This window comes from Dysgonomonas sp. Marseille-Q5470, assembly GCF_951230145.1.
GTDB lineage: Bacteria > Bacteroidota > Bacteroidia > Bacteroidales > Dysgonomonadaceae > Dysgonomonas.
On record NZ_CATNVE010000002.1, the window covers coordinates 23622 to 44480 of the forward strand.

Annotated in this window: 12 protein-coding genes; 7 read left to right on the top strand and 5 right to left on the bottom strand. The window is 42.7% G+C overall.

Going from position 1 to position 20859, the window contains the following annotated elements; all coding sequences use genetic code 11:
• Positions 1 to 48 precede the first annotated feature (48 nt).
• The 7 genes from QOX35_RS03375 (at position 49) to QOX35_RS03405 (ending at position 13109) form a co-directional block, all read left to right on the top strand.
• Positions 49 to 3042, top strand: coding sequence for a SusC/RagA family TonB-linked outer membrane protein (locus QOX35_RS03375; RefSeq protein ID WP_283685789.1), 2994 nt, complete (start codon positions 49 to 51; stop codon positions 3040 to 3042).
• Positions 3043 to 3060: 18 nt separating this feature from the next.
• The gene (locus tag QOX35_RS03380; protein ID WP_283685790.1) at positions 3061 to 4659 is read left to right on the top strand and encodes a RagB/SusD family nutrient uptake outer membrane protein; all 1599 of its coding nucleotides are present in this window, start codon (positions 3061 to 3063) and stop codon (positions 4657 to 4659) included.
• A gap of 97 nt (positions 4660 to 4756) precedes the next feature.
• The gene (locus QOX35_RS03385; protein WP_283685791.1) at positions 4757 to 5707 is read left to right on the top strand and encodes a glycoside hydrolase family 43 protein; all 951 of its coding nucleotides are present in this window, start codon (positions 4757 to 4759) and stop codon (positions 5705 to 5707) included.
• A gap of 161 nt (positions 5708 to 5868) precedes the next feature.
• Positions 5869 to 7524 (top strand): sialidase family protein, encoded by a 1656-nt coding sequence (locus QOX35_RS03390; RefSeq protein ID WP_283685792.1) that lies wholly within the window; start codon positions 5869 to 5871, stop codon positions 7522 to 7524.
• A 327-nt stretch (positions 7525 to 7851) separates the two neighbouring features.
• Positions 7852 to 9819 carry a hypothetical protein gene (locus QOX35_RS03395; protein ID WP_502846756.1) on the top strand — a complete coding sequence of 656 codons (1968 nt, stop codon included), beginning with the start codon at positions 7852 to 7854 and terminating at the stop codon, positions 9817 to 9819.
• A gap of 250 nt (positions 9820 to 10069) precedes the next feature.
• Positions 10070 to 11083, top strand: a complete 1014-nt coding sequence (locus tag QOX35_RS03400; RefSeq protein ID WP_283685794.1) for a family 43 glycosylhydrolase — start codon at positions 10070 to 10072, stop codon at positions 11081 to 11083.
• Between the two features lie 217 nt (positions 11084 to 11300).
• Positions 11301 to 13109, top strand: coding sequence for a glycoside hydrolase family 2 protein (locus QOX35_RS03405; protein WP_283685795.1), 1809 nt, complete (start codon positions 11301 to 11303; stop codon positions 13107 to 13109).
• A 71-nt stretch (positions 13110 to 13180) separates the two neighbouring features.
• Here QOX35_RS03405 and QOX35_RS03410 read toward each other — a convergent pair whose 3' ends face one another.
• From QOX35_RS03410 to lptB, 5 genes are all read right to left on the bottom strand, one after another.
• Complete coding sequence (locus QOX35_RS03410) at positions 13181 to 13963, bottom strand: Cof-type HAD-IIB family hydrolase (RefSeq protein ID WP_283685796.1); 783 nt, start codon at positions 13961 to 13963, stop codon at positions 13181 to 13183.
• Positions 13964 to 14086: 123 nt separating this feature from the next.
• The gene (locus tag QOX35_RS03415; protein WP_283685797.1) at positions 14087 to 14509 is read right to left on the bottom strand and encodes a hypothetical protein; all 423 of its coding nucleotides are present in this window, start codon (positions 14507 to 14509) and stop codon (positions 14087 to 14089) included.
• Between the two features lie 271 nt (positions 14510 to 14780).
• Positions 14781 to 16493, bottom strand: coding sequence for a SusD/RagB family nutrient-binding outer membrane lipoprotein (locus QOX35_RS03420; RefSeq protein WP_283685798.1), 1713 nt, complete (start codon positions 16491 to 16493; stop codon positions 14781 to 14783).
• Positions 16494 to 16513: 20 nt separating this feature from the next.
• Positions 16514 to 19681 carry a SusC/RagA family TonB-linked outer membrane protein gene (locus QOX35_RS03425; protein WP_283685799.1) on the bottom strand — a complete coding sequence of 1056 codons (3168 nt, stop codon included), beginning with the start codon at positions 19679 to 19681 and terminating at the stop codon, positions 16514 to 16516.
• A gap of 352 nt (positions 19682 to 20033) precedes the next feature.
• The gene (gene lptB, locus QOX35_RS03430) at positions 20034 to 20816 is read right to left on the bottom strand and encodes an LPS export ABC transporter ATP-binding protein (protein ID WP_006844650.1); all 783 of its coding nucleotides are present in this window, start codon (positions 20814 to 20816) and stop codon (positions 20034 to 20036) included.
• Positions 20817 to 20859 lie beyond the last annotated feature (43 nt).

Genomic DNA, 20859 nt, shown 5'->3' on the forward strand with positions numbered 1-20859 from the left:
TCATAAATAATGAGTTAACCTAATTATAAAAAACCAAAATCTAGAAACATGTTAAAAAGAATTTTATTTCTACTGTTTGCGGTCTGTTCATTAGCAGTTTATGGGCAGAATGTGGAGGTAAAGGGAAAGGTTGTGGATGATATCAACGATCCGCTTCCCGGAGTGAGTGTCAGTATCAAAGGTACAACAAGGGGCACTATCACTGATGTTGACGGTAATTATTCTATCGAGGTATCTCGAAATCAGACTTTGGTGTTCTCCCTTGTGGGAATGACACCGCAGGAGGTTGTTTATGCAGGACAGCCTGCTATAAATGTATCACTGGCTACCGACGATAAACGCTTGGAAGAGGTAGTCGTGATCGGGTATCAAACCATCAAGAAGGCAGACCTTACAGGAGCTGTTTCGGTATTCAATCCGACTGAAATGAAAAACACGATCGTAACCGGTACTGTGGGCGATGCTCTGGGTACACTTCCGGGCTTGACTGTACGTACAGCCGGAAATCCGGGTAGCGAAGGAAAGGTAGAGATTCGTGGTACAGGTACGTTGGGAGACAGTCAGCCGCTGTATGTAGTGGATGGTATCGTTTCGGGAGCCAACCGAGACTTCAACTTCAACGATATAGAAAGTATTCAGGTGCTCAAAGATGCTTCGGCAGCAGCTATATATGGCTCGCGCGCGGGAAATGGTGTTATCATCATTACCACCAAGCAAGGGAAAGAAGGCAAGATGAAGATCGATGTATCTTCGCGTATGACACTCCAGTGGTTGCCTAAATATAATCTTACAAACCGCGACCAATGGATTCAGCTCAACGACCTTGCTTTTGCCAATGGCGGCAAAGCTCCGGCAAACCACTTTGAAGGTAATATCGATTGGCAGGAAGAAGTATTCAAAACCGGTATTGTACAAGACCATAATATTTCCTTCTCGGGAGGAACAAAAGACAGCCGTTACTTTATTTCGGGTAACTATCAGCACAATTCGGGTACTACAATCGGGGCTAAGAGCGAGCGTTTCACATTGCGTTCCAATACTTCAGCGTCACGCAACTTTGGCGATAATGTAACATTCCGTATCGGCGAGAATATTGTACTAAGCCACTTCGGAGTAGATGAACTGAATACCAATCCGATTATAGATGTATACCGTATGTTGCCTACCATCCCTATTCACGACTCTAACAATGCAGCTAAGGGTGGTTACGGATTTGGTGACGGTAGCCGTGATGTTACCTTCGGTTCTAATCCGTTTGCGAAAGAAGATTTTGAAAATACAACAAATAGCAACTTGCGTATCAGGGGTAATACTTTTACTGAACTGGAAGCTTTCAAGATGTTTAAATATCGCTTCAATTTTGGATTCGACTTTAGCAACGATAAGCATAAATACCTACGTAAAGAAGGTTACTGGACATACAATCAGCCATACGATCCTTCTTCACTAAATAAAAATCAGGCTCAATATCAAGGATTCGTATTCGATAATACATTAGAATTCAATAAGAAATTCGATAAGCACGATATCTCTGCCGTATTGGGTATAAGCTACCAGACTTCTACTTATGAGCAAATCTGGGGTACAAAGAATGATGTGCTCATGACGGGAAACAACTACTTTGATAATCTCGATGCAGCACTATCTAATCCTAAGACAGGTAACTATAAAGACTTGCAGAAATTGTTCTCCGTATTTGGACGAATCAATTACAATTATGACGACAGATATCTCATGAGCTTTACAATGCGTAGAGACGAGTCTTCAAAATTCTCACCTAGCAACAGAGTAGGATATTTCCCTTCTGTATCGGCAGGATGGAGAATCAGTAAAGAAAGCTTTTTCGATGTGCCATGGGTAGATGATCTGAAGCTAAGAGCGAACTATGGAGTGCTGGGTACTTCAAATATAGGTGTGTGGGATTGGGTTTCATTTATTACCGTATTCCCTCAGGCGGTGTTTGGTACAGGACAATCTGTACAAACAGGTATGACTCAAATCAAATTAGCCAATGCCGATTTGAAATGGGAAAAACTTTCGCAAATCAATGCCGGATTCGATGCCGCTTTGCTGAACAACAAATTAGCGATATCGGTAGACTACTTTATGAAGGAAACAAAAGACGTGCTGACTCCGATGCAAATACTAATGGTAACCGGTAACAATGGCGGTAACCCGAATGTAAATGCAGCTACCTTGCAGAATACAGGTATTGAGGTATCGGCTACATGGCGCGACAAGATTGGTAAAGACTTTGGCTATAGTTTCAACGTAAACGGATCTTTCCTTAAGAATAAGATTAAAGAATTAGGATATGGACGTACAGAGTTTACACAGTGGGATACGAAGTCGAAAGTAGGACACCCTATCGGAGAGTGGTATTTGATCAAAACCGATGGTTTGTTCCGCTCCGAAGAAGAGGTACAAGCTCACAAAAATAGTGAAGGCAAACTGATACAGCCAAATGCCAGACCGGGTGATGTGAGATTTATCGATGCCAACGATGATGGTATGATTACCGATGCCGACAGACAATATTGCGGCTCTACTTTGCCAAAATTCCAATTGGGGATGAATTGGGGCTTCGAATACAAAGGATTTGATCTTCAGTTGCAGTTCTCAGGTGCATTCGGACATAAATCATTCAACGGACCTCGCAGTGCTTACGACAGGTTTGACGACAACTCGAACTATCGTGCCGACTACGACCCTTGGACTCCCGACAATCCGAACGCAAAAGATCCACGTCCTATCTACGCCGATTCTCGCAACGTGCGCGGCAATCAGGATCGCTGGTTAGAAAACGGAAGCTACTTGAGAGTAAAACAAATGGCTTTGGGATATAATCTTCCAAAATCTCTATTGGGTGAAGTATTCAGTGGTATTCGTGTGTATGTGAATGCTCAAAATCTAATCACATTTACATCATACAAGGGGCTTGATCCTGAATTCCTGAATACGAATATCTGGGATCGCAGCTACGATGGCGGGTCATTCCCTAATCCTCGTGGGGTAACTTTTGGAGCACAAGTATCATTCTAATCTAAAAATACCAAAACAATGAAAAAACTTATATATATATTATTCACTGTATTTTTATTCAGTGCTTGTGATGTGGATGTAGAGAATCCCAATACGATCACAACTGCTACCTTCTGGAAGACAGAAAAAGATGCATTGTACGGAGTAAACTCTGTATACAATATGTTTTACAAGCCCGGCACATATAGCCGTTGGATGTGGTTCCGCTTAGACCTTACTTCCGATGAAGGTTTTAGCCAGAGCCCATGGGCAGAGTTGAAAGAGTGGACTGACTTCAGATACAATAATTATAACTTCTGGGAAGGTAACGCATGGACGTACCGCGACTGTTACGAGGCTGTTTTCAGAGCTAATCAGGTTTTGTACTATGTGCCGAATATAACATTCGCCGACGAGAACAACAAAAATCAGATTCTGGGTCAGGCATATTTTCTTCGCGGATTATATTACTACAACCTGGCTTTGCTATGGGGTAGCACCAACAAGAGTCTGCCTATCGTGCTCGAACCTTCTACACCGGGTATGCAACCCGAAGGACATACTGGAGCTGAGGTATATCAGCAGGCTATCAATGATTTTACAGAAGCGCAAAAAGTGTTGCCGGAAGTATGGGGTGACAACGACAAAGGACGTGCGACCAAAGGTGCGGCATTGGCTTTCAGAGCAAAATGTTATATGCAGCTACATCAATGGAACGAAGCCAAGACAGATTTGAGTTGGCTGGTAGAAGGCGAAGGCAAGAAGTATTACGACCTGACAACAAATTATTTTGATAACTTCAACAAGGATAAAGAGAATAATATAGAATCGGTATTCGAAATACAATATTCTGATGCACACAAGGCTCCTGCCGGAGATGGTGACTTTGATGTAGATCCAAACTTGGGATTGAACCGTGGACAATTCTTCGCACCTCCCGGTATCGGGTGGACTGACGGCGAGCTTCGTCCTTGGCTGGTAACAGAGTTTAAGAAAGAAAAAGACTTGAGTAGCGGTTACGATATACGTCTCAGATATACAGCTTTCTATGAAGGACAAGAGGCGGATTTTACCAATAACGAGAGGATTTATAAGTATACAAGTAATGCTGCTACATGGGGTCAAAACAACTGGAAAGGACGTGTATTCTTCCGCAAGTATGGCTCAGACTATTATCGCGATTATGATGATTATCACAATCCTACCAACGTAAGACTGATTCGTTTTGCCGATGTACTTTTGATGTATGCCGAATCTATTGTTCAGTCAGGCGGAAGCCTCTCTACAGCAGTAGCACAAGTAGACAGAGTACGAGCCAGAGCCAATATGCCTAAACTGTCGGTAAACCACCCTGCGGCAACCACCGATAAGGATACATTCCTCAAGCGTCTGCAAATGGAACGTGTGCTTGAGCTCGCTACCGAAGGGCATCGTTGGGCTGACATCAAACGTTGGGGATTGCTCGACAATCAGGCAGGTATCGATGAGTTGAAGTTAAGAGATGCTGATTTCGCTCGCTGGGATGAAAAAGAGCAAAAATGGATACAAAATTTTGTTATTGGTCGTCACAATTGTTTGCCTATCCCATCCGATGAGGCTAATAACAACCCGAATATTGATCAAAATCCTAATTATTAATATGAGTATTTGATGAGGCTGCTCTCCCGAGCAGCTTCATCAAAAAAATATTTTCTCTATTCTTAATAAGAAGGGGGAAATCATAAAACAGAATAGAATGAAAAAATTACAAGCTATTGTATTCCTGCTGGTTTCTTTTGTTTGCTTGTCTTGCGGCAGCAGCGAAAAGACCGACTTTGAATATAAAAACCCTGTACCATTGGGCGATCCGTTTATTATGTTGTACGACAATGTATACTATGCTTACGGAACCAATGCCGAGAATGGAATAGAAGTGTACACATCCGACGATTTGCTGACATGGAAAAAAGAACCCGTTCTTGCTCTCGACAAAAAAGACTCGTGGGCCGACCGTTGGTTCTGGGCTCCCGAGGTATATTATATTAAAGAAAAGAACAAATTCTTTATGTACTATTCTGCCGACGAGCATATTTGCGTAGCGACAGCCGATTCGCCGCTCGGACCTTTTGTACAGGATGTAAAAGAGCCGATGATGGCAGACGAAAAATGTATAGATAACTCTCTCTTTGTAGACGACGACGGTAAACCATATCTTTATTTCGACCGTTTCAACGATGGTCTGAATATATGGGTAGCCGAACTCGAAAGCGATCTGAAGACCATCAAAACCGAGACGCTGACCAAGTGTATCAACGTTTCGCAAGCATGGGAAGAAGTATGGCCACGTGTCAACGAAGGTGCATTTATAACCAAGCACAAGGGGATTTACTATCTCACCTATTCGGCAAACAGCTACGAAAGTCCGTTTTATGGCGTAGGCTTTGCTACAGCTACCAGCCCGATGGGACCTTGGACAAAGTATGAAAAGAATCCTATTTTGCAAAAGCCAGACAGCCTTGTAGGGGTAGGGCATAGCGCCATGTTCCGCGACAAAGCGGGTCAGCTTAAAATAGTATTCCATGCGCATCACTCCAAAGATAGCATTCATCCACGTGCTATGTACATTGCAGATGTAAGCTTTACGGACGATGCTGTGCCGGTAATGAAAATTACAGGAGATATTATTAGCCCTAAAGTTGCCAGATAATTTTTTGGACAGTTTCTTCATTTTGCCTCAGTGTAAAATGAAGAAACTTTACTATCAGATATTCTCTTATTTGTGATATAGGTAGTTTAAAATAATTACTCGAGATTATTCTTTCGTCCCAAAGCGCAAAAGATTACAAATGAGTTTATAAAAGTATTATAATGAAATATACAGCTTTATTCTTATCCGTATTGTTGTCTTTCACTGCCTGTCAGTCGGAGACAAAGAATACTCCCGAAGAAGAGATCGAAAGTACGGTAGATGGTATTCGCATAGCTTGGGACTACAGTTCCATGCAGCAGCTTGCCGAGCGGGGAGGTTATCCACGCTTGCTCAGGATGCAGGATAATTCGTTGATTGCCATCTTTGAAACACGAACAGGTAGTGTGGAATTTCGCCGTAGCTACGATGAAGGACACACATGGTCGTCTGCGGTAACCGTATTCCCCCGATTTACTTATCAAGGCAAAGATGGAGAATCTACAATAGTGAATATTGCAAACGCAGAGATCACACAGTTGCAGAATGGCGACATTATTGCCGCTTGCAACTATCGCCCTGCAAAGCCCGAAATAGCACCTTACTCCATTGTGATAAGGCGCAGCACCGACAACGGAGCTACATGGCTGCCGGCACAGGTGCTATACAATGCAGCTCCACGTTTCAACGATGGATGTTGGGAACCCTCGTTCCTGCAATTGCCCGACGGGGAGGTTCAGATATATTTTGCAAATGAAAATCCGTATCAGCAATCCGACGAACAGGAGATATCCCTGCTTCGATCTGCCGACAATGGAGCTACATGGAGCGATGCCCAAATGGTATCTTTCCGCAAAAACAGGCGTGATGGTATGCCGGTAGCCCGAATATTGGGCGACGAAATAGTAGTGGTTATAGAAGATAACAACGTAGACCGCTTTAAACCATACACAGTGCGTACAAAACTGAAAGATAATTGGGTGAAACCTGTATTGGCAGACTCTCCACACAGAGAATACGCCCTTGCTGAGAAGATAGACAATTCGGTATATATGGGTGCTCCCTATCTGCTTAAACTCCCTACAGGCGAAACTTTGATTTCGTATCAGACAAACGAAAAACGAGCCTCCGACTGGGAATACTCCACACTCGAAGTAGCGATAGGAGATAAGTCCGCTCGCAATTTCACGAAACGAACACGTCCTTTCGATGTGCCGCTCGATAAAGAGGCAAAATGGAACTCTTTGGCACTGTGGGACGAAAATACGGTTGTGGCTTTTGCTTCATCCAATTTTAACTCCAAAGAGGTAGCGCCTTGGCTTATCAAGGGATATATTATTCCTGAACTAAAGGTTGCTACAAAAGATATTACCACTTATCCCTTGTTTGTAGGGGCAAAGGGCGAAACAAACCTTCGTGCGGGATTAGGCACAGACGAGGAAAACCTGTATGTCGAATGCAAGGTTAATGATAATAAATTATATGGTTTGCAAAACTCTGATTCTGATGGTGTATATGTTTATCTCAGCGATGGAATGGAGTCGATGAGAGTATGGTGCAGCTATCAGGGTAATACAGAAGTAAGTGAACTGAAAAAGGGGGTGTGGCATACCAAAATGGCAAGTGATGTGCAGGCAGTTTCCTCTACTAATGATAAAGGTTACGATCTGAAGATCATCATTCCTAAGAAGTATATAAAGTCTGGCAGTGGCAAAGACTTAAGATTAGCATTGGGATTATCAGCCTATAGCGATGCCGTAAATGGTTACAAAGAAATGCTCGCAAATAGCGAAGAAAATAAACCGAATACATGGCTGAAAGTAAGTTTGTTAAATTAATGCTTGCAACACTTTGTGATGCTGAATAACGAAGTATACCGTCCATCACTTGTTTTTTCGGATTTGTAATCCGAAAATTTTTACGGCGGATTTTAAATCCGCTAAAACAAACAGCTTTCGGATTGCAAATCCGAAAGAACGAATAAAACAAGAAGAACGAACAGTATTAACGCCTAATGAGGCAAGAGATTCCTCACTTTGTTCAGGATGACAGTAAAGATGAAAATATGATAAGCAGATACAAGAATGAAACGACAACCAAATAAAACTTAAAATATAATGAAAAAGAGATTGCTTTCTGTTGTCTTACTCCTGTTTTCTTGCGCAATGATAGATGCGCAGGAAGTACAATCGGAGTATAAGATTACATTAAAATCGCCCGGAAATCCGGCAGAGTCGTATACCCTTACCGAAGATGCTTCGGGCTACCTGAAAGCCTCGCAGCTTTTGCCGATAGAGATCAGGCAGCAAAAGGAGGAACACGGCTCTGCAACACGTATCACTGTCACACTGCGAGCTACAGACCTTGTTTATTACAACTTCGAAGAAGTATGTAAACTATCGACAATGCAGCATGCCGATTGTCAGTTTTTGATGCCCGGATTTTGGTATCACCGTAATATGCGTTCTCCAAAAGAGGCTCCTTCGTTTGCTACAAGCGACAGCTGGCAGGTACGTGAAGACCGCCTGAGCACACCGCTAACGGGTATCTATAGCGACAAAACAGGCGACTTCTATACAGTCGTACGTCTCGATAAATTCGAAAACGAAAGCTTGGCTACTCATAGTGCAGGCGAAATTATCCTTACCGATAAAACTTCGCTTGGCTTCACCGGATTCCGTAATGTAGGGGGTACTACAGCCCTTGTTTTCGGATTCCCATATAGCGAAGCACCAAAAACATACATCCGCAAATTGACGTTGGCTCCTGCTGTTCAGGCATTCGAAAAGCTAGAGAAAGGAGAAACCCGCCAATTAGTATGGGAGATTCGTAAAGGCAAAGCTGCCGACTACTCTGCTTTTGTAGCCGATGTGTGGAACTATTCTTACGATACATATCGCCCGCAGGTATATACTGATGCGATGAGCACTGCCGAAGCAAAACGAGTTTTGTCTAACTTCTTTACAGAGAGTTATGTAAACAAATACGATCTCAAATATTTCTCAGGAGTACACATGCGTACCGATGATTGCGAAAGCACCGGCTCGGTTGAGGTAGGATTTGTAGGGCGTGTATTGCTCAATGCCTTCAATGCGTTGGAATATGGCGAGCAAACCAACAATACCGACCTAATAAATAAAGCAAACTCGGTGTTCGACAGTTACCTAAAGCATGGTTTTACTCCAAACGGATTTTTCCGTGAGTTTGTAGATTATAGTCACAACAACGAAACAGATATATACAGCATTCGCCGTCAGTCGGAAGGGGCATTTGCTATCCTTAATTATCTCAACTACGAAAAGAAGCAAGGACGCAAGCACCCTGAGTGGGAAGCCAAGATAAAAACACTGCTTGCTAATTTCCAAAAGTTGCAAGGACAAGACGGTAGCTTTCCTCGTAAGTTTGACGACCAATTCCGTGTTACCGACCCTTCGGGAGGCAGTACCCCATCGGCAACCTTACCTCTTACGATGGCTTATACCTACTTCAAGAACAAGGAATATATGGAGAGTGCAAAACGTACGGCTGTATATCTCGAAAAAGAGCTGATATCCAAAGCTGATTACTTCTCTTCTACGCTCGATGCCAACTGTGAAGACAAAGAAGCGTCGCTATACGCATCCACAGCCATGTATTATCTGGCAATGGCTTCTGCCCCAAAAGAAAGAGATCGTTACATCGACCTTTCTAAGAAGGCGGCATACTTTAGCTTGTCGTGGTACTATATGTGGGATGTGCCTTTTGCTCAAGGGCAGATGCTGGGTGATGTGGGCTTCAAATCGCGTGGATGGGGCAATGTCTCGGTAGAGAACAACCATGTGGATGTCTTCATCTTCGAATTTGCAACTGTGCTCGATTGGCTAGCCAAAGAACGCAACGAACCCCGTTTCTCACAGTTTTCGTCGGTAATAAAAAGCTCTATGCTGCAACTAATGCCTGTAAAAGGACACATGTTCAATATCGGCAAGGTGGGTTATTATCCCGAAGTAGTACAGCATACCAACTGGGACTATGGCAAAAACGGAAAAGGATTTTATAACGACATCTTTGCTCCCGGCTGGACTGTAGCTTCTCTTTGGCAAATGCTGAGCCCCGACAGAGTAGAGACGTATTTTAATCCGAAGAAAAAATAAAAACAATGGGCAGGGAACAAATTCCCCGCCCATCTTAAACTTCAATATACGAGCCTTAAAGGAGAGTGGCGCTAATGATAAAAATCGGTCAAATAGTAATAAAAACTAGTCAAAGGCCGAATTTGGCTTATTTTGATACTCTTTTGGTTGAAAAGTATACCTATCTTTTATTCTTGGCATGCTAACTTAGCAGTGCAGAACGCTACGAAAAGCATGTCATAAGATAATGCAATAAAATTCGAATAATACCATGAAGAAAATTTTTACATATATGTTCATTATACAGTTGCTTGTGGCAACGGGATGTAATGCATGTAGCAGTTCTGAAAAAGAAGAACCTGTAACTCCAAATCAGAAATATACAAATCCTGTAGTGGCTCTGAGCCTGCCCGACCCAACAATCATAAAGGCACAGGATGGACATTTTTATTTGTATGCAACAGAGAATACACGAAATACTCCTATCTACAGATCGGATAATCTTGTAGACTGGACATTTTTAGGAACGGCATTTACGGATGCTACACGCCCCACCTTCGAGCCCAACGGAGGTTTGTGGGCGCCTGATATTAATTACATCAACGGCAAATATGTGCTGTACTACTCCATGTCGGTATGGGGTGGCGAGTGGACGTGTGGCATTGGCGTAGCTGTTGCCGACAAGCCCGAAGGACCATTCACTGACAAAGGAAAGCTTTTTAGAAGCAACGAGATCGGCGTTCAGAATTCCATCGACCAGTTTTATATCGAAGAAGGAGGCAAGAAATACCTCTTTTGGGGCAGCTTCCGTGGTATCTATGCCATAGAGCTGAGCGACGACGGACTGTCGGTAAAAGAAGGAGCGCAGAAAAAACAAATAGCCGGAACAGCCTTTGAGGGAACATATATCCACAAGAGAGGAAATTATTACTACATGTTTGCTTCTATCGGTAGTTGCTGCGAAGGTGCAAACAGTACGTACGAGCTTGTTGTTGGTCGTTCACAGTCGTTGTTTGGCCCTTATGTGGATAAAACAGGCAAGGATATGATGGACAATGGCTATACGGTGGTCATAAGCAAAAGCTCCCACTTTGTAGGCAACGGACATTGCTCCGAAATAGTACAGGACAAGGCAGGTAATGACTGGATATTGTATCATGGCGTAGACCTTAACCACCCCGATGGGCGTATGCTACTGCTCGATCAGGTAAAATGGGATAACAATTCATGGCCTTATATAGAGGGAGGCAAACCGTCTTCTTCGGCAGATAAGCCTGTGTTTTAAAGATATAGTGATTGTAATAGATAGGAGATTGCAACCTAATTAATGATTGGTATTTACTGCCCCGGACGAAGCGAGCCCAGAACATAAGCTTCGTTCGGGAAGTAAAGAAAGAGGAAAGTTTTCTTTCTCTCACTACACGAAGAATAACATAACATATCGCTAATTTTTATAGAATAAGCATTATTCTAGAAGAAATCATTAACTCAAAATATAAGACATGAAGAAGAATTTTTTATTGTTAATATTATTCGTCACCAGTATTGGTCTTTTTGCCCAATGGAAACCTGCGGGAGATAAGATAAAAACAAAATGGGCAGAATCGCTCGATCCCAAAAACGTATTGCCCGAGTATCCGCGTCCGATAATGGAGCGTGCCGAGTGGTCGAACCTAAACGGACTTTGGGAATATGCAATCTTACCCATCGGACAAGCCGAACCTCGCAGTTTCGACGGACAGATACTTGTTCCGTTTGCTGTAGAGTCGAGCCTGTCGGGAGTGCAAAAGGAACTTGGAGCAAAAAACGAACTTTGGTACAAGCGTACTTTTTCTGTACCATCGTCGTGGAAGGGTAAGAATGTGATCCTTCACTTTGGTGCGGTAGACTGGAAGACTGAGGTTTTTGTTAACGATATAAAAGTGGGTACACACAAGGGCGGATATACTCCGTTCAGCTTTGATGTTACTCCTTTCCTTACATCGGGTGCTCAAAAATTGGTTGTAAAGGTTTGGGATCCTACCACAGACGGCTATCAGCCTGTGGGCAAGCAACACAAAGACCCTCACGGTATATGGTATACGCCTGTGTCGGGTATCTGGCAAACAGTGTGGCTAGAGCCGGTGAATAACAAACATATTGCGAACATTAAGGCTATACCTTGCCTCGATACGAAGAAAATAGCATTCGATGTGTGTGCGGAAAATGCTTCATCTTCAGATGTTGTAGAGGTAGTAGTAAAAGATAAAGGACAGACAGTAGCTTCGGGAAAAGCCGTTGCGGGACAGACGCTCGAATTGCCTATCGCCGATCCTAAATTGTGGTCGCCCGAAAGTCCGTTCTTGTACGATGTAGAGGTAACACTATATAGCGCAGGCAAAGCACAGGATAAGGTAAAGAGCTATACGGCCATGCGTAAGGTTTCGTTCAAGCGTGACGATAATGGCATTATGCGTTTGCAACTCAACAATAAAGATTACTTCCAGTTTGGCCCGCTCGATCAGGGTTGGTGGCCCGACGGACTATATACCGCACCTACCGATGAGGCTTTGGTGTATGACATACAGAAAACGAAAGACTTTGGATTCAATATGATACGCAAGCACGTGAAGGTAGAGCCTGCACGCTGGTACACACATTGCGACCGTCTGGGTATATTGGTATGGCAGGATATGCCTAACGGAGACCGTTCGCCACAGTGGCAAAACAGAGATTACTTCAAAGGATCGGAGCTGATTCGTAGTGCCGAGTCGGAAGCAAACTATCGTCAGGAGTGGAAAGCGATTATGGATTATCTGATCTCTTATCCTTCTATCGCTGTGTGGGTTCCGTTCAACGAAGCATGGGGGCAGTTCAAAACACAGGAGATTGCCGAATGGACAAAAGCGTATGATCCTTCGCGCCTTGTAAACCCTGCCAGTGGCGGTAACTTCTACCGTACAGGCGATATGCTCGACTTGCACAATTATCCGGGCCCTGACATGTATCTCTACGATGCCGAACGTCCTACAGTGCTTGGAGAGTATGGAGGGATAGGTCTTCCGCTTCAGAATCACTTGTGGCAAACTGACAAAAACTGGGGATACGTTCAGTTTAAGAATGCCAAAGAAGTGACAGACGAATATGTGAAGTATGCCGAACAGTTGAAAAAGCTTATCAAAGCCGGTTTCTCTGCTGCTGTCTACACCCAGACTACGGATGTGGAAGGCGAGGTAAACGGCTTCATTACATACGATAGAAAAGAAATAAAAGTGGACGAACCACGCGTAAAAAAGGTGAATTTGGAGATATGCAATTCCTTGTCTAAATAACTAGGAACAGTATTTCCTGAATTTAGGTGATTTTAGGTTTGAAAAGAGGTGGAAGGGATTTTCGCCTCTTTTTACTTTATTACCCCAAAATGCCTCAATGCGTTTGCAACGCCATTATCGTCTATGTTGTCGGTAACGTAGTCGGCAGCAGCTTTTACATCGTCGCCGGCATTTCCCATCGCTATGCCGATAGCTACGTGGCGAAGCATTTCTATATCGTTGCCTCCATCGCCGAAAGCCATCGTTTCGGACTTATGGATGCTGAAATGTTCGAGAAATTTGTCTATCCCTGTGCTCTTGTTTATCCCCTTGATATTTACATCGGCAAATGTAGGATGCCATCGGCTGGCATGGCAACTTACCAATGCTTCGTTCATTATTCTTTTTTCCAACGCATGGTCTACATACAGGTTTACTTGTAGAACCTCTTGATCTATCAGTTCCTCAAGATTTCTTACAGGAGGCACATTTACCTTCACAAGGTTAGCTATCTTTTCTACATTGCTGTCTATATAGTTTACAAACGAACCTTCGTTGAGCATGAAGGCTAAAGGAAATTTCACCTCGTTTTGTTGATACTCGATCAGCGATTTCAGCTCTTCTTTGGGGATCAGCTTTTTGAATATAACATCATGATCGGTAGTTACACAATACGCTCCGTTTACGGTTATAAAGCCATCAAACTCCAAGCCTCCCAGATTTTGTATCTGCTTTCTCAAGCGACCTGTGGCAAGGAAAACCTTGATGCCTTGTCTCTTTACTTCGTTGATAGCATCGATTGTAGATTGTGGAACCGAGTGTGTTTTGAAACTTAATAACGTGCCGTCTATATCAAAAAAAATAGCTTTTGTCATAATGTTTTAGGATAGATTGCAAAGGTAATGTTTTTGTAGTGATAATAAAATTGCAGCGTAGAGTCGGAAATAAAAAAGCGCCTGAATATTCAGACGCTTTTGATCTTGTTTTATGAGTAAATTTCAATAATAATTTGCGAAAACAATTGGGCGGGTACTAGCTGCAACTCCGTTTACTTTGCTGAGTAGCATTATTACTGTAGGGTAATTCGTTAAATAGATTTCGATAGGAGAGTAACCCTGAGGCAGATTTACAGTCATGTAAGTAATCATTGTACTCGTATTGGGCACATAGCAACTCATATAATTTGACCAATCTATCACTTTATATCCGGCTGCACTGTACGAAAAAGAAGGATGCTTGCTTGTTCTCAATTCGAAAATAACAGTTGATGGCTGGCTGCTATAAACATCAGCAGTCACTTTCGATTTGTCAGAACTCAGCTTGTCATTTGTGAAAAATACGTCGACTGACTGGGCTTTCAGACTACTGCATGTAAGTGTAAATACAAAAACAGCGATTAATGTGTACAAAGCTTTTTTCATGATAACTTAATTTAGCGTTAAACATAGAATTTTATGTGTCTTGAAATTAGTAATAATTGTCTGGAAATAAGGGTGGTGTAAGCCTGGATATGACTTTTTGTAGGATGTGACTCGTGATAAGATATTGTAGTGTAATTGTTTAGTCTTCTTTTGTTTGTGTTGCAATATGACTTTTTTTAGCCTGAGTGTGGGCTTTTGGGCAAAAAAGAAGGAGCCGCTCTTTTAAGAACAGCTCCTTTTTTACTCGTTTATAAATAGTTAGTAGTAAGCCTTATTGTTTATCCCACCATACACGAGAGGTCATTTTATCTCCATCCGATAGGCGGCTTACAGCCTGATCGTAATTAGTAGCGTTGTATTGAGACTCGTTGCTTGGATAGGTAAAGCGGCGAGGTATCTCTGTACTGATACTATTGGTATAAGCCGGACGATTGTGCGGTGCAGCATACACTGATTTTATTTCAGGGTATCCTGTTCTACGCCAGTTGGCAAATGCTTCGTATTCGTCACCAAATGTAGTGATGTAGTACTGCCAATTAATTTCTTTTAGCGGATTGGCATCAAATCTATTCAATGCATCTGTTAGGTATTTATCCACATTTGTTGATGTCAGGTAAATATCATACAATGTTTTAGCCGCAGGGTAAAGTGTAAACTGCTCCATAGCCGCTTTCACTCCTTTTTCGAAATATTCTTTAGCTTTTGCTTCTCCTCCGGGAATAAATCCACGTGCAGCAGCATCAGCCAACAGCAGGTTGTTTTCGGTATAAGTAATCAATACCGAAGGTACATCCGGGCGAGAGTATGTCAGACGGTTAGGAAACGCACAGATGCTTTCCCAGTCTTTCCATTTTTCCGCATTTGCTTTTATTGCATTTTCCTTTTCTTTCGGATCAGATATCTTATCAGGGTCTATGTAGTCAGGGAAGAATGGACGAACTTTTTGCTCTTTTTGGATACCCCATGTCGTTGTTCCTTGCTCATACCCGATAGGGAATCCTATCAGTTCGTCGCTATTGGTACTGTTTCCGAAGTCGAAGCCTTCAGCCCATTTGGCTCTCGGGTTTGTTGTTTTAGTAGCAATGAGGTGAATACGAGGGTCTTTTGTTGCCTTTAGTTCATCGATGAAAAATTCGCTGATGTAATATTTTCCTGCATCTTCGTTGGAATGAATTTTTCCGAATGGTTCGGCAGAGTCGTTTGTAACTACTGCATCCGAATGTTTTAGTATCGCATTATCTGCTGCACTGTCAAACAAACCATTCGCCAACGCTTTTGTTGCCCATGTTTTAGCTTTTTCGGCATCCACCTTCGATAAGCGCATTGCAGCACGAAGCATCAATGAATTGGCAAACTTGCGCCACTTCTCAGAGTCTCCGTTGAAAATAACGTCAGCCTTGAACGAGCCTGCATTTGAGATGTTGGCTTTCAACGCCGTATTCACTTCATCCATTTCCTTTAATAGGTCGTCGTAAATAGCCTGTTGAGTGTCGTATTTCGGATAACCGGTGACGCTAGGGCGTGCGGCCTCGAAGTAAGGAACATCTCCATACAAGTCGGTCATACGTTGAAACATATATGCTTTCATCACACGTGCATACTGATACTCGTTTGCATATTTGGGTTTTTCTTTCCAGTTTTCCATTACATCCACCACATTTCTGATAGCGGCTCTTCCCCCTGTATAATAGCCATCCCAATAAGCGGCGTTGTAACCTTCCGACCAAGTGTAGAACACTCCGTAGCGGCTTCTTGCCGAAGAGGTATGCTGTATCATATTGGCAGCGTATATAACAGAGTTTCTCCAGATATCCCAGTCAGACCCAGCTATCTGCGATTGTACTTGTGTAAATACAAGGCTGTAATCCATATTACCTTGGTTTAGGTGTTCGGGATCGATATTTACATCTCCAAAGTCATTGCAGCTAGTAGTTGCCCCCATAAGGCAAGCTGCTGCGAATATATATAGAATTCTTTTTTTCATTATTTCTGTGTTTTGTTAGGTTAAAACTTAACGTTTACATTAAAACCGATACTTCTGGTAGCCGGATATCCGTTTAGCTCCAATCCCTGACCGTTAGAGTTGTTGTATGCAGCCTCCGGATCGATGTTGTCGGTATGTTTTAAGATAGTCCAAAGGTTGCGTCCTACTAAGGAAACTGATAACCCTTTTACTGTTTTGTTGCCTAATATCGATTTAGGAAAAGTGTATCCGATAGACAGTTCACGAAGCTTGATGAAGCTAGCATTGTAGATAAATTCTTCGGCGATACTGTTCGACGCTATTGCCTGCCAGTATTTTTCGGCAGATACGGCTACAGTATTTGGCACATATTTGTCTCCCGAGAGCATAACTCCGTCACCTACGATTGTTCCTTTTCCGTCAGTTCCACGTCCTTCAAGTGTATTCTTGTGAAGTCCATTGCTGTATAATGAATAATTTGTTCCTGAGAATAGTTTAGCTCCGAATTTGAAGTCTAATAAGAACGAAAGTGTAAAATCTCGGTATGTTAGCTGGTTGCGCCATCCTCCCGTTAGTTTATAAACACCTGATCCCAGATTGTGAAGTTCGTCTGAACGCTGAGCAACTCCGTCTTTGTAAACAATCTGTCCGTCTACTCTCTTGTACTTGTAACCTACCAGTTCGCCGTACGGTCTGCCCAAAACATTCTGAATAGATACGTTTCCGCTACGTGATGTAGCACCTGCAATACCTATCGCCTCTACCAGTTTCCCTTGGTTCTCTCCCAGATATTTTACTTTACTATCGTTGTAAGAGATATTGAAAGTAGAATTCCACATAAAGTCTTTCGTTTGTACAGGAACCGCATCTACCATAAATTCGAAACCGTTGTTTCTGATTTCACCTACGTTCATTATTGTAGAGTTGAAGCCCGAAGCGCTACTGGTGCTTATGGTAACAATATCGTCTTTTGTGGTTTTATTGTAGAAAGCCATATCGAAAGACAAGCGGTTTTTGAAGAACGATAGATTCAATCCAGCTTCCCACTCAGAGATGCGAACAGGTTTCAGGTTCGGATTGGGATAAACATCATTATTGATGGTTCCGTTGTTAAGCCCGTTTATGATATAATCATTCAGTTTGTAGGTCAGTAGTGTCTGATACGGACTTGTTCCGTTGGACGCTGAGGCATAGGCTACACGTAGTTTACCAAATTCTAAAGCTCCTTTAGAAGCAAATGTATCAGTAAATACCCATGATGCACCTACAGAAGGGTAGAAGTAACTATTGTTGTCAGGGTTCAGTGTCGAGAACCAGTCGTTTCTACCTGTAAGATTCAAGAATATTTGGTTTTTATATCCAAAATCGGCAGTCGCATAGATTGAGTTTACACGATATTCGATATAACTTTTTGTCATCGGGCGATTTCCTACATTATTTACCGATTCAAGTCCCGGTACTAAGAATGGGCGAACGCCATCAGCCATCCATTGTTTGGTGATATTGCGTTGACGGTTCCCTCCAAACGTAGCGCTGGTGCTCCAGTCTCCAAATGTTTTGTTGAATCCGATGAGGTAATTTAAGTTTATTTCTGCGAAATTTTTAGAATATTCGGTCATAAAACCCTGCGGATCGGCAGCTGCACCCATTGGTTGAACTTGTTTGAAGTCCATATTGTAACCATCGCGTGTAATACCTCCCTGGGCATATAGCCAGTCGAAGATATCATATTTCAGGGTCATTCCGCCAGTCAGACGGTTTTTGTTTGTTACGTTTGTTTTTCTGTATTGTAGCCAGTATGGGTTGTTGAAGTATACGTTATCTCCTCCCAGCAGCTCTTTTCCTTCGGCTGTAGATCCCCATTGTGAATCGGCATCACCACGCTCCAACCAGCGTACATCGAACGAGTTGGCACGGTAAAGTAACGAGGCATTCGTGTTTCCGTTACCATCCGATAGGTTAGAACGTCCTTTGAATTTTTCAAATACATAGTTGGCATTTACGCTCAACTGTATCTTAGAGGTAATGTCGTAAGTGGTGTTCATGTTTATACCTTGCTGGCTGATGTACGAATTAGGCAGAATACCTTTGTCGTACATATTGGATACGCCAAATCGGTAAAGTATCTTATCTGCTGCACCGCTTACAGAAAGTGAAGTAGCATCGTTAACCCCGGTGCGATAGAAGTTGTCCCAGTTATCTACGTACGAATATTTGTATTCGTTACCTAAGAAGTTAATTGCTTTACCTCCGTCGAGTGGAGCTCCCCAGCTTGATGTCTCAGTGCTTATCGCATCTTCTTTCGACAAGGGACGAGTACCTTCGGTTCCTTGTCCGAATTTCTTCTGAAAATCACGATAGTCGTAAATTTTATTAAATGTCAGACTATTGTTGAATTCGATACTTACCGGCTGTCCTTTTTTACCCGATTTGGTAGTGATCAGGATGGCTCCGTTACCTCCACGATATCCATAAAGGGCAGATGCCGCAGCACCTTTCAGTACCTGGATGCTTGCAATATCATCGGGGCTGATGTTGGATAGTCCGTCTCCCATATCCATTCCGCCCCATGTGCCGGCACTTCCCAAGTTGCTATTGTCGAATGGCACACCGTCTATTACATAAAGAGGTTGGTTGTTTCCGGTAAGAGAGGCGTTTCCACGAATTACTACACGGCTGCTTCCTCCTGCTCCGGTTGCATTTCCTGCAACAGAAACTCCCGCGACCTTACCCGAGAGGGCATTCCCGATATTGAGGTCACGGGCTTGGGTAAACTCATCGCCGCCTACAGACGTAGTTGAGTAACCTAACGATCTTTGTTGTCTCTTGATGCCCAGTGCTGTTACAACAATGTCGTCTAATACTTTAGAATCTTCTTTCAAGATAATGTTTAATGGTTTTCCGTCCCATTTAACTTCTTGAGGGATATAACCCACAAAGCTGATACGGATAATGTCTCCAACTTTAACGTTGGTCAATGAGAAATCTCCATCTACACCGGTAACAGTTCCGTTAGTTGTTCCTTTCACAACTATCGATGCTCCAATAATGGTTTCTCCTGCTTCATCTTTTACTATTCCGTTACATCTTTCGGCCTGGAACACAGTGCTGATTTCTGTATTTTCTTTTACAGACCCGGCATAGATTGTCCCTGTGCTTACTGTACACAACAAAAAAAGTAAACGTGCTGTTTTTAGTGATTTTAACATAGGTTTAGTTTTTGTAAAAATGGATATAATTCTGTGTATTCTTCTTTAGATTGGTATCTATTTGATTGTAAAAATACCTATTGTGATATAGAAATGCAACTTTAGTGTGTTTTTTATCCCCTGTTTTTAATTTTATTTGTTTTATTATGATAGTTTATATGGTGTCTAATAGTTTGGTTATAAGAGCTTTGGTGAGAGTGCTATTTTTTTTATAAATTTTATTTATATTGAATATCAAAAGCTATTTCTGCGTGTTAACTTATATGTCTGTCGTTCTTATGTTATTCTATTTTTCAGCAATAAAAAAAGCGCAGATTATATCAATCTGCGCTCTCTGTTATTTTTTATTCTGCTATTTCAAATGTTCGAAATTGCGTCGTTTCAGCTGGAAGTCACGTCCGAGATATTTCTCTCTTACCGTTTCATTTTCAGCTAACTGCTCGGCACTTCCTTGAAACAATACCTTCCCTTCGAACAAAAGATATGCACGGTCGGTGATACTCAGCGTTTCGTCCACATTGTGGTCGGTGATGAGAATTCCGATGTTCTTATATTTCAGCTTTGCCACAATCTCTTGAATGTCTTGCACGGCAATAGGGTCTACCCCCGCAAAAGGCTCGTCAAGCATGATAAACTTAGGGTCGATAGCCAGACAGCGGGCAATCTCCGAGCGGCGGCGTTCACCTCCCGATAACCTGTCTCCCAGATTCTTGCGAACCTTGTGCAACCCAAACTCATCGATGAGGCTTTCCAACTTTTCTTTCTGATATTCAGACGATGTCTTTGTCATTTCCAGTACCGACCGGATATTGTCTTCCACAGTCATCTTGCGAAAGATGGAGGCTTCTTGTGCCAGATAGCCGATGCCATGTTGCGCCCGCTTGTAAACAGGGAACTTGGTTATCTCCGTATCGTTGAGGAAAATCTTGCCTTCGTTGGGCATCACCAATCCTACAGTCATGTAGAACGTTGTGGTTTTTCCTGCACCGTTGGGGCCTAGCAAGCCGACAATCTCGCCCTGCTTCACATCTATCGAGACGTGATTTACGACAGTACGCGACGAGTATCGCTTTACAAGGTCTTCGGTGCGTAGCACCATCCTCTCGGTGGGTTGTATATTGTTATCTTCTGCCATTATTCAATTACTATTGTAGACAAGCAAACAAGTTGTTAGGATA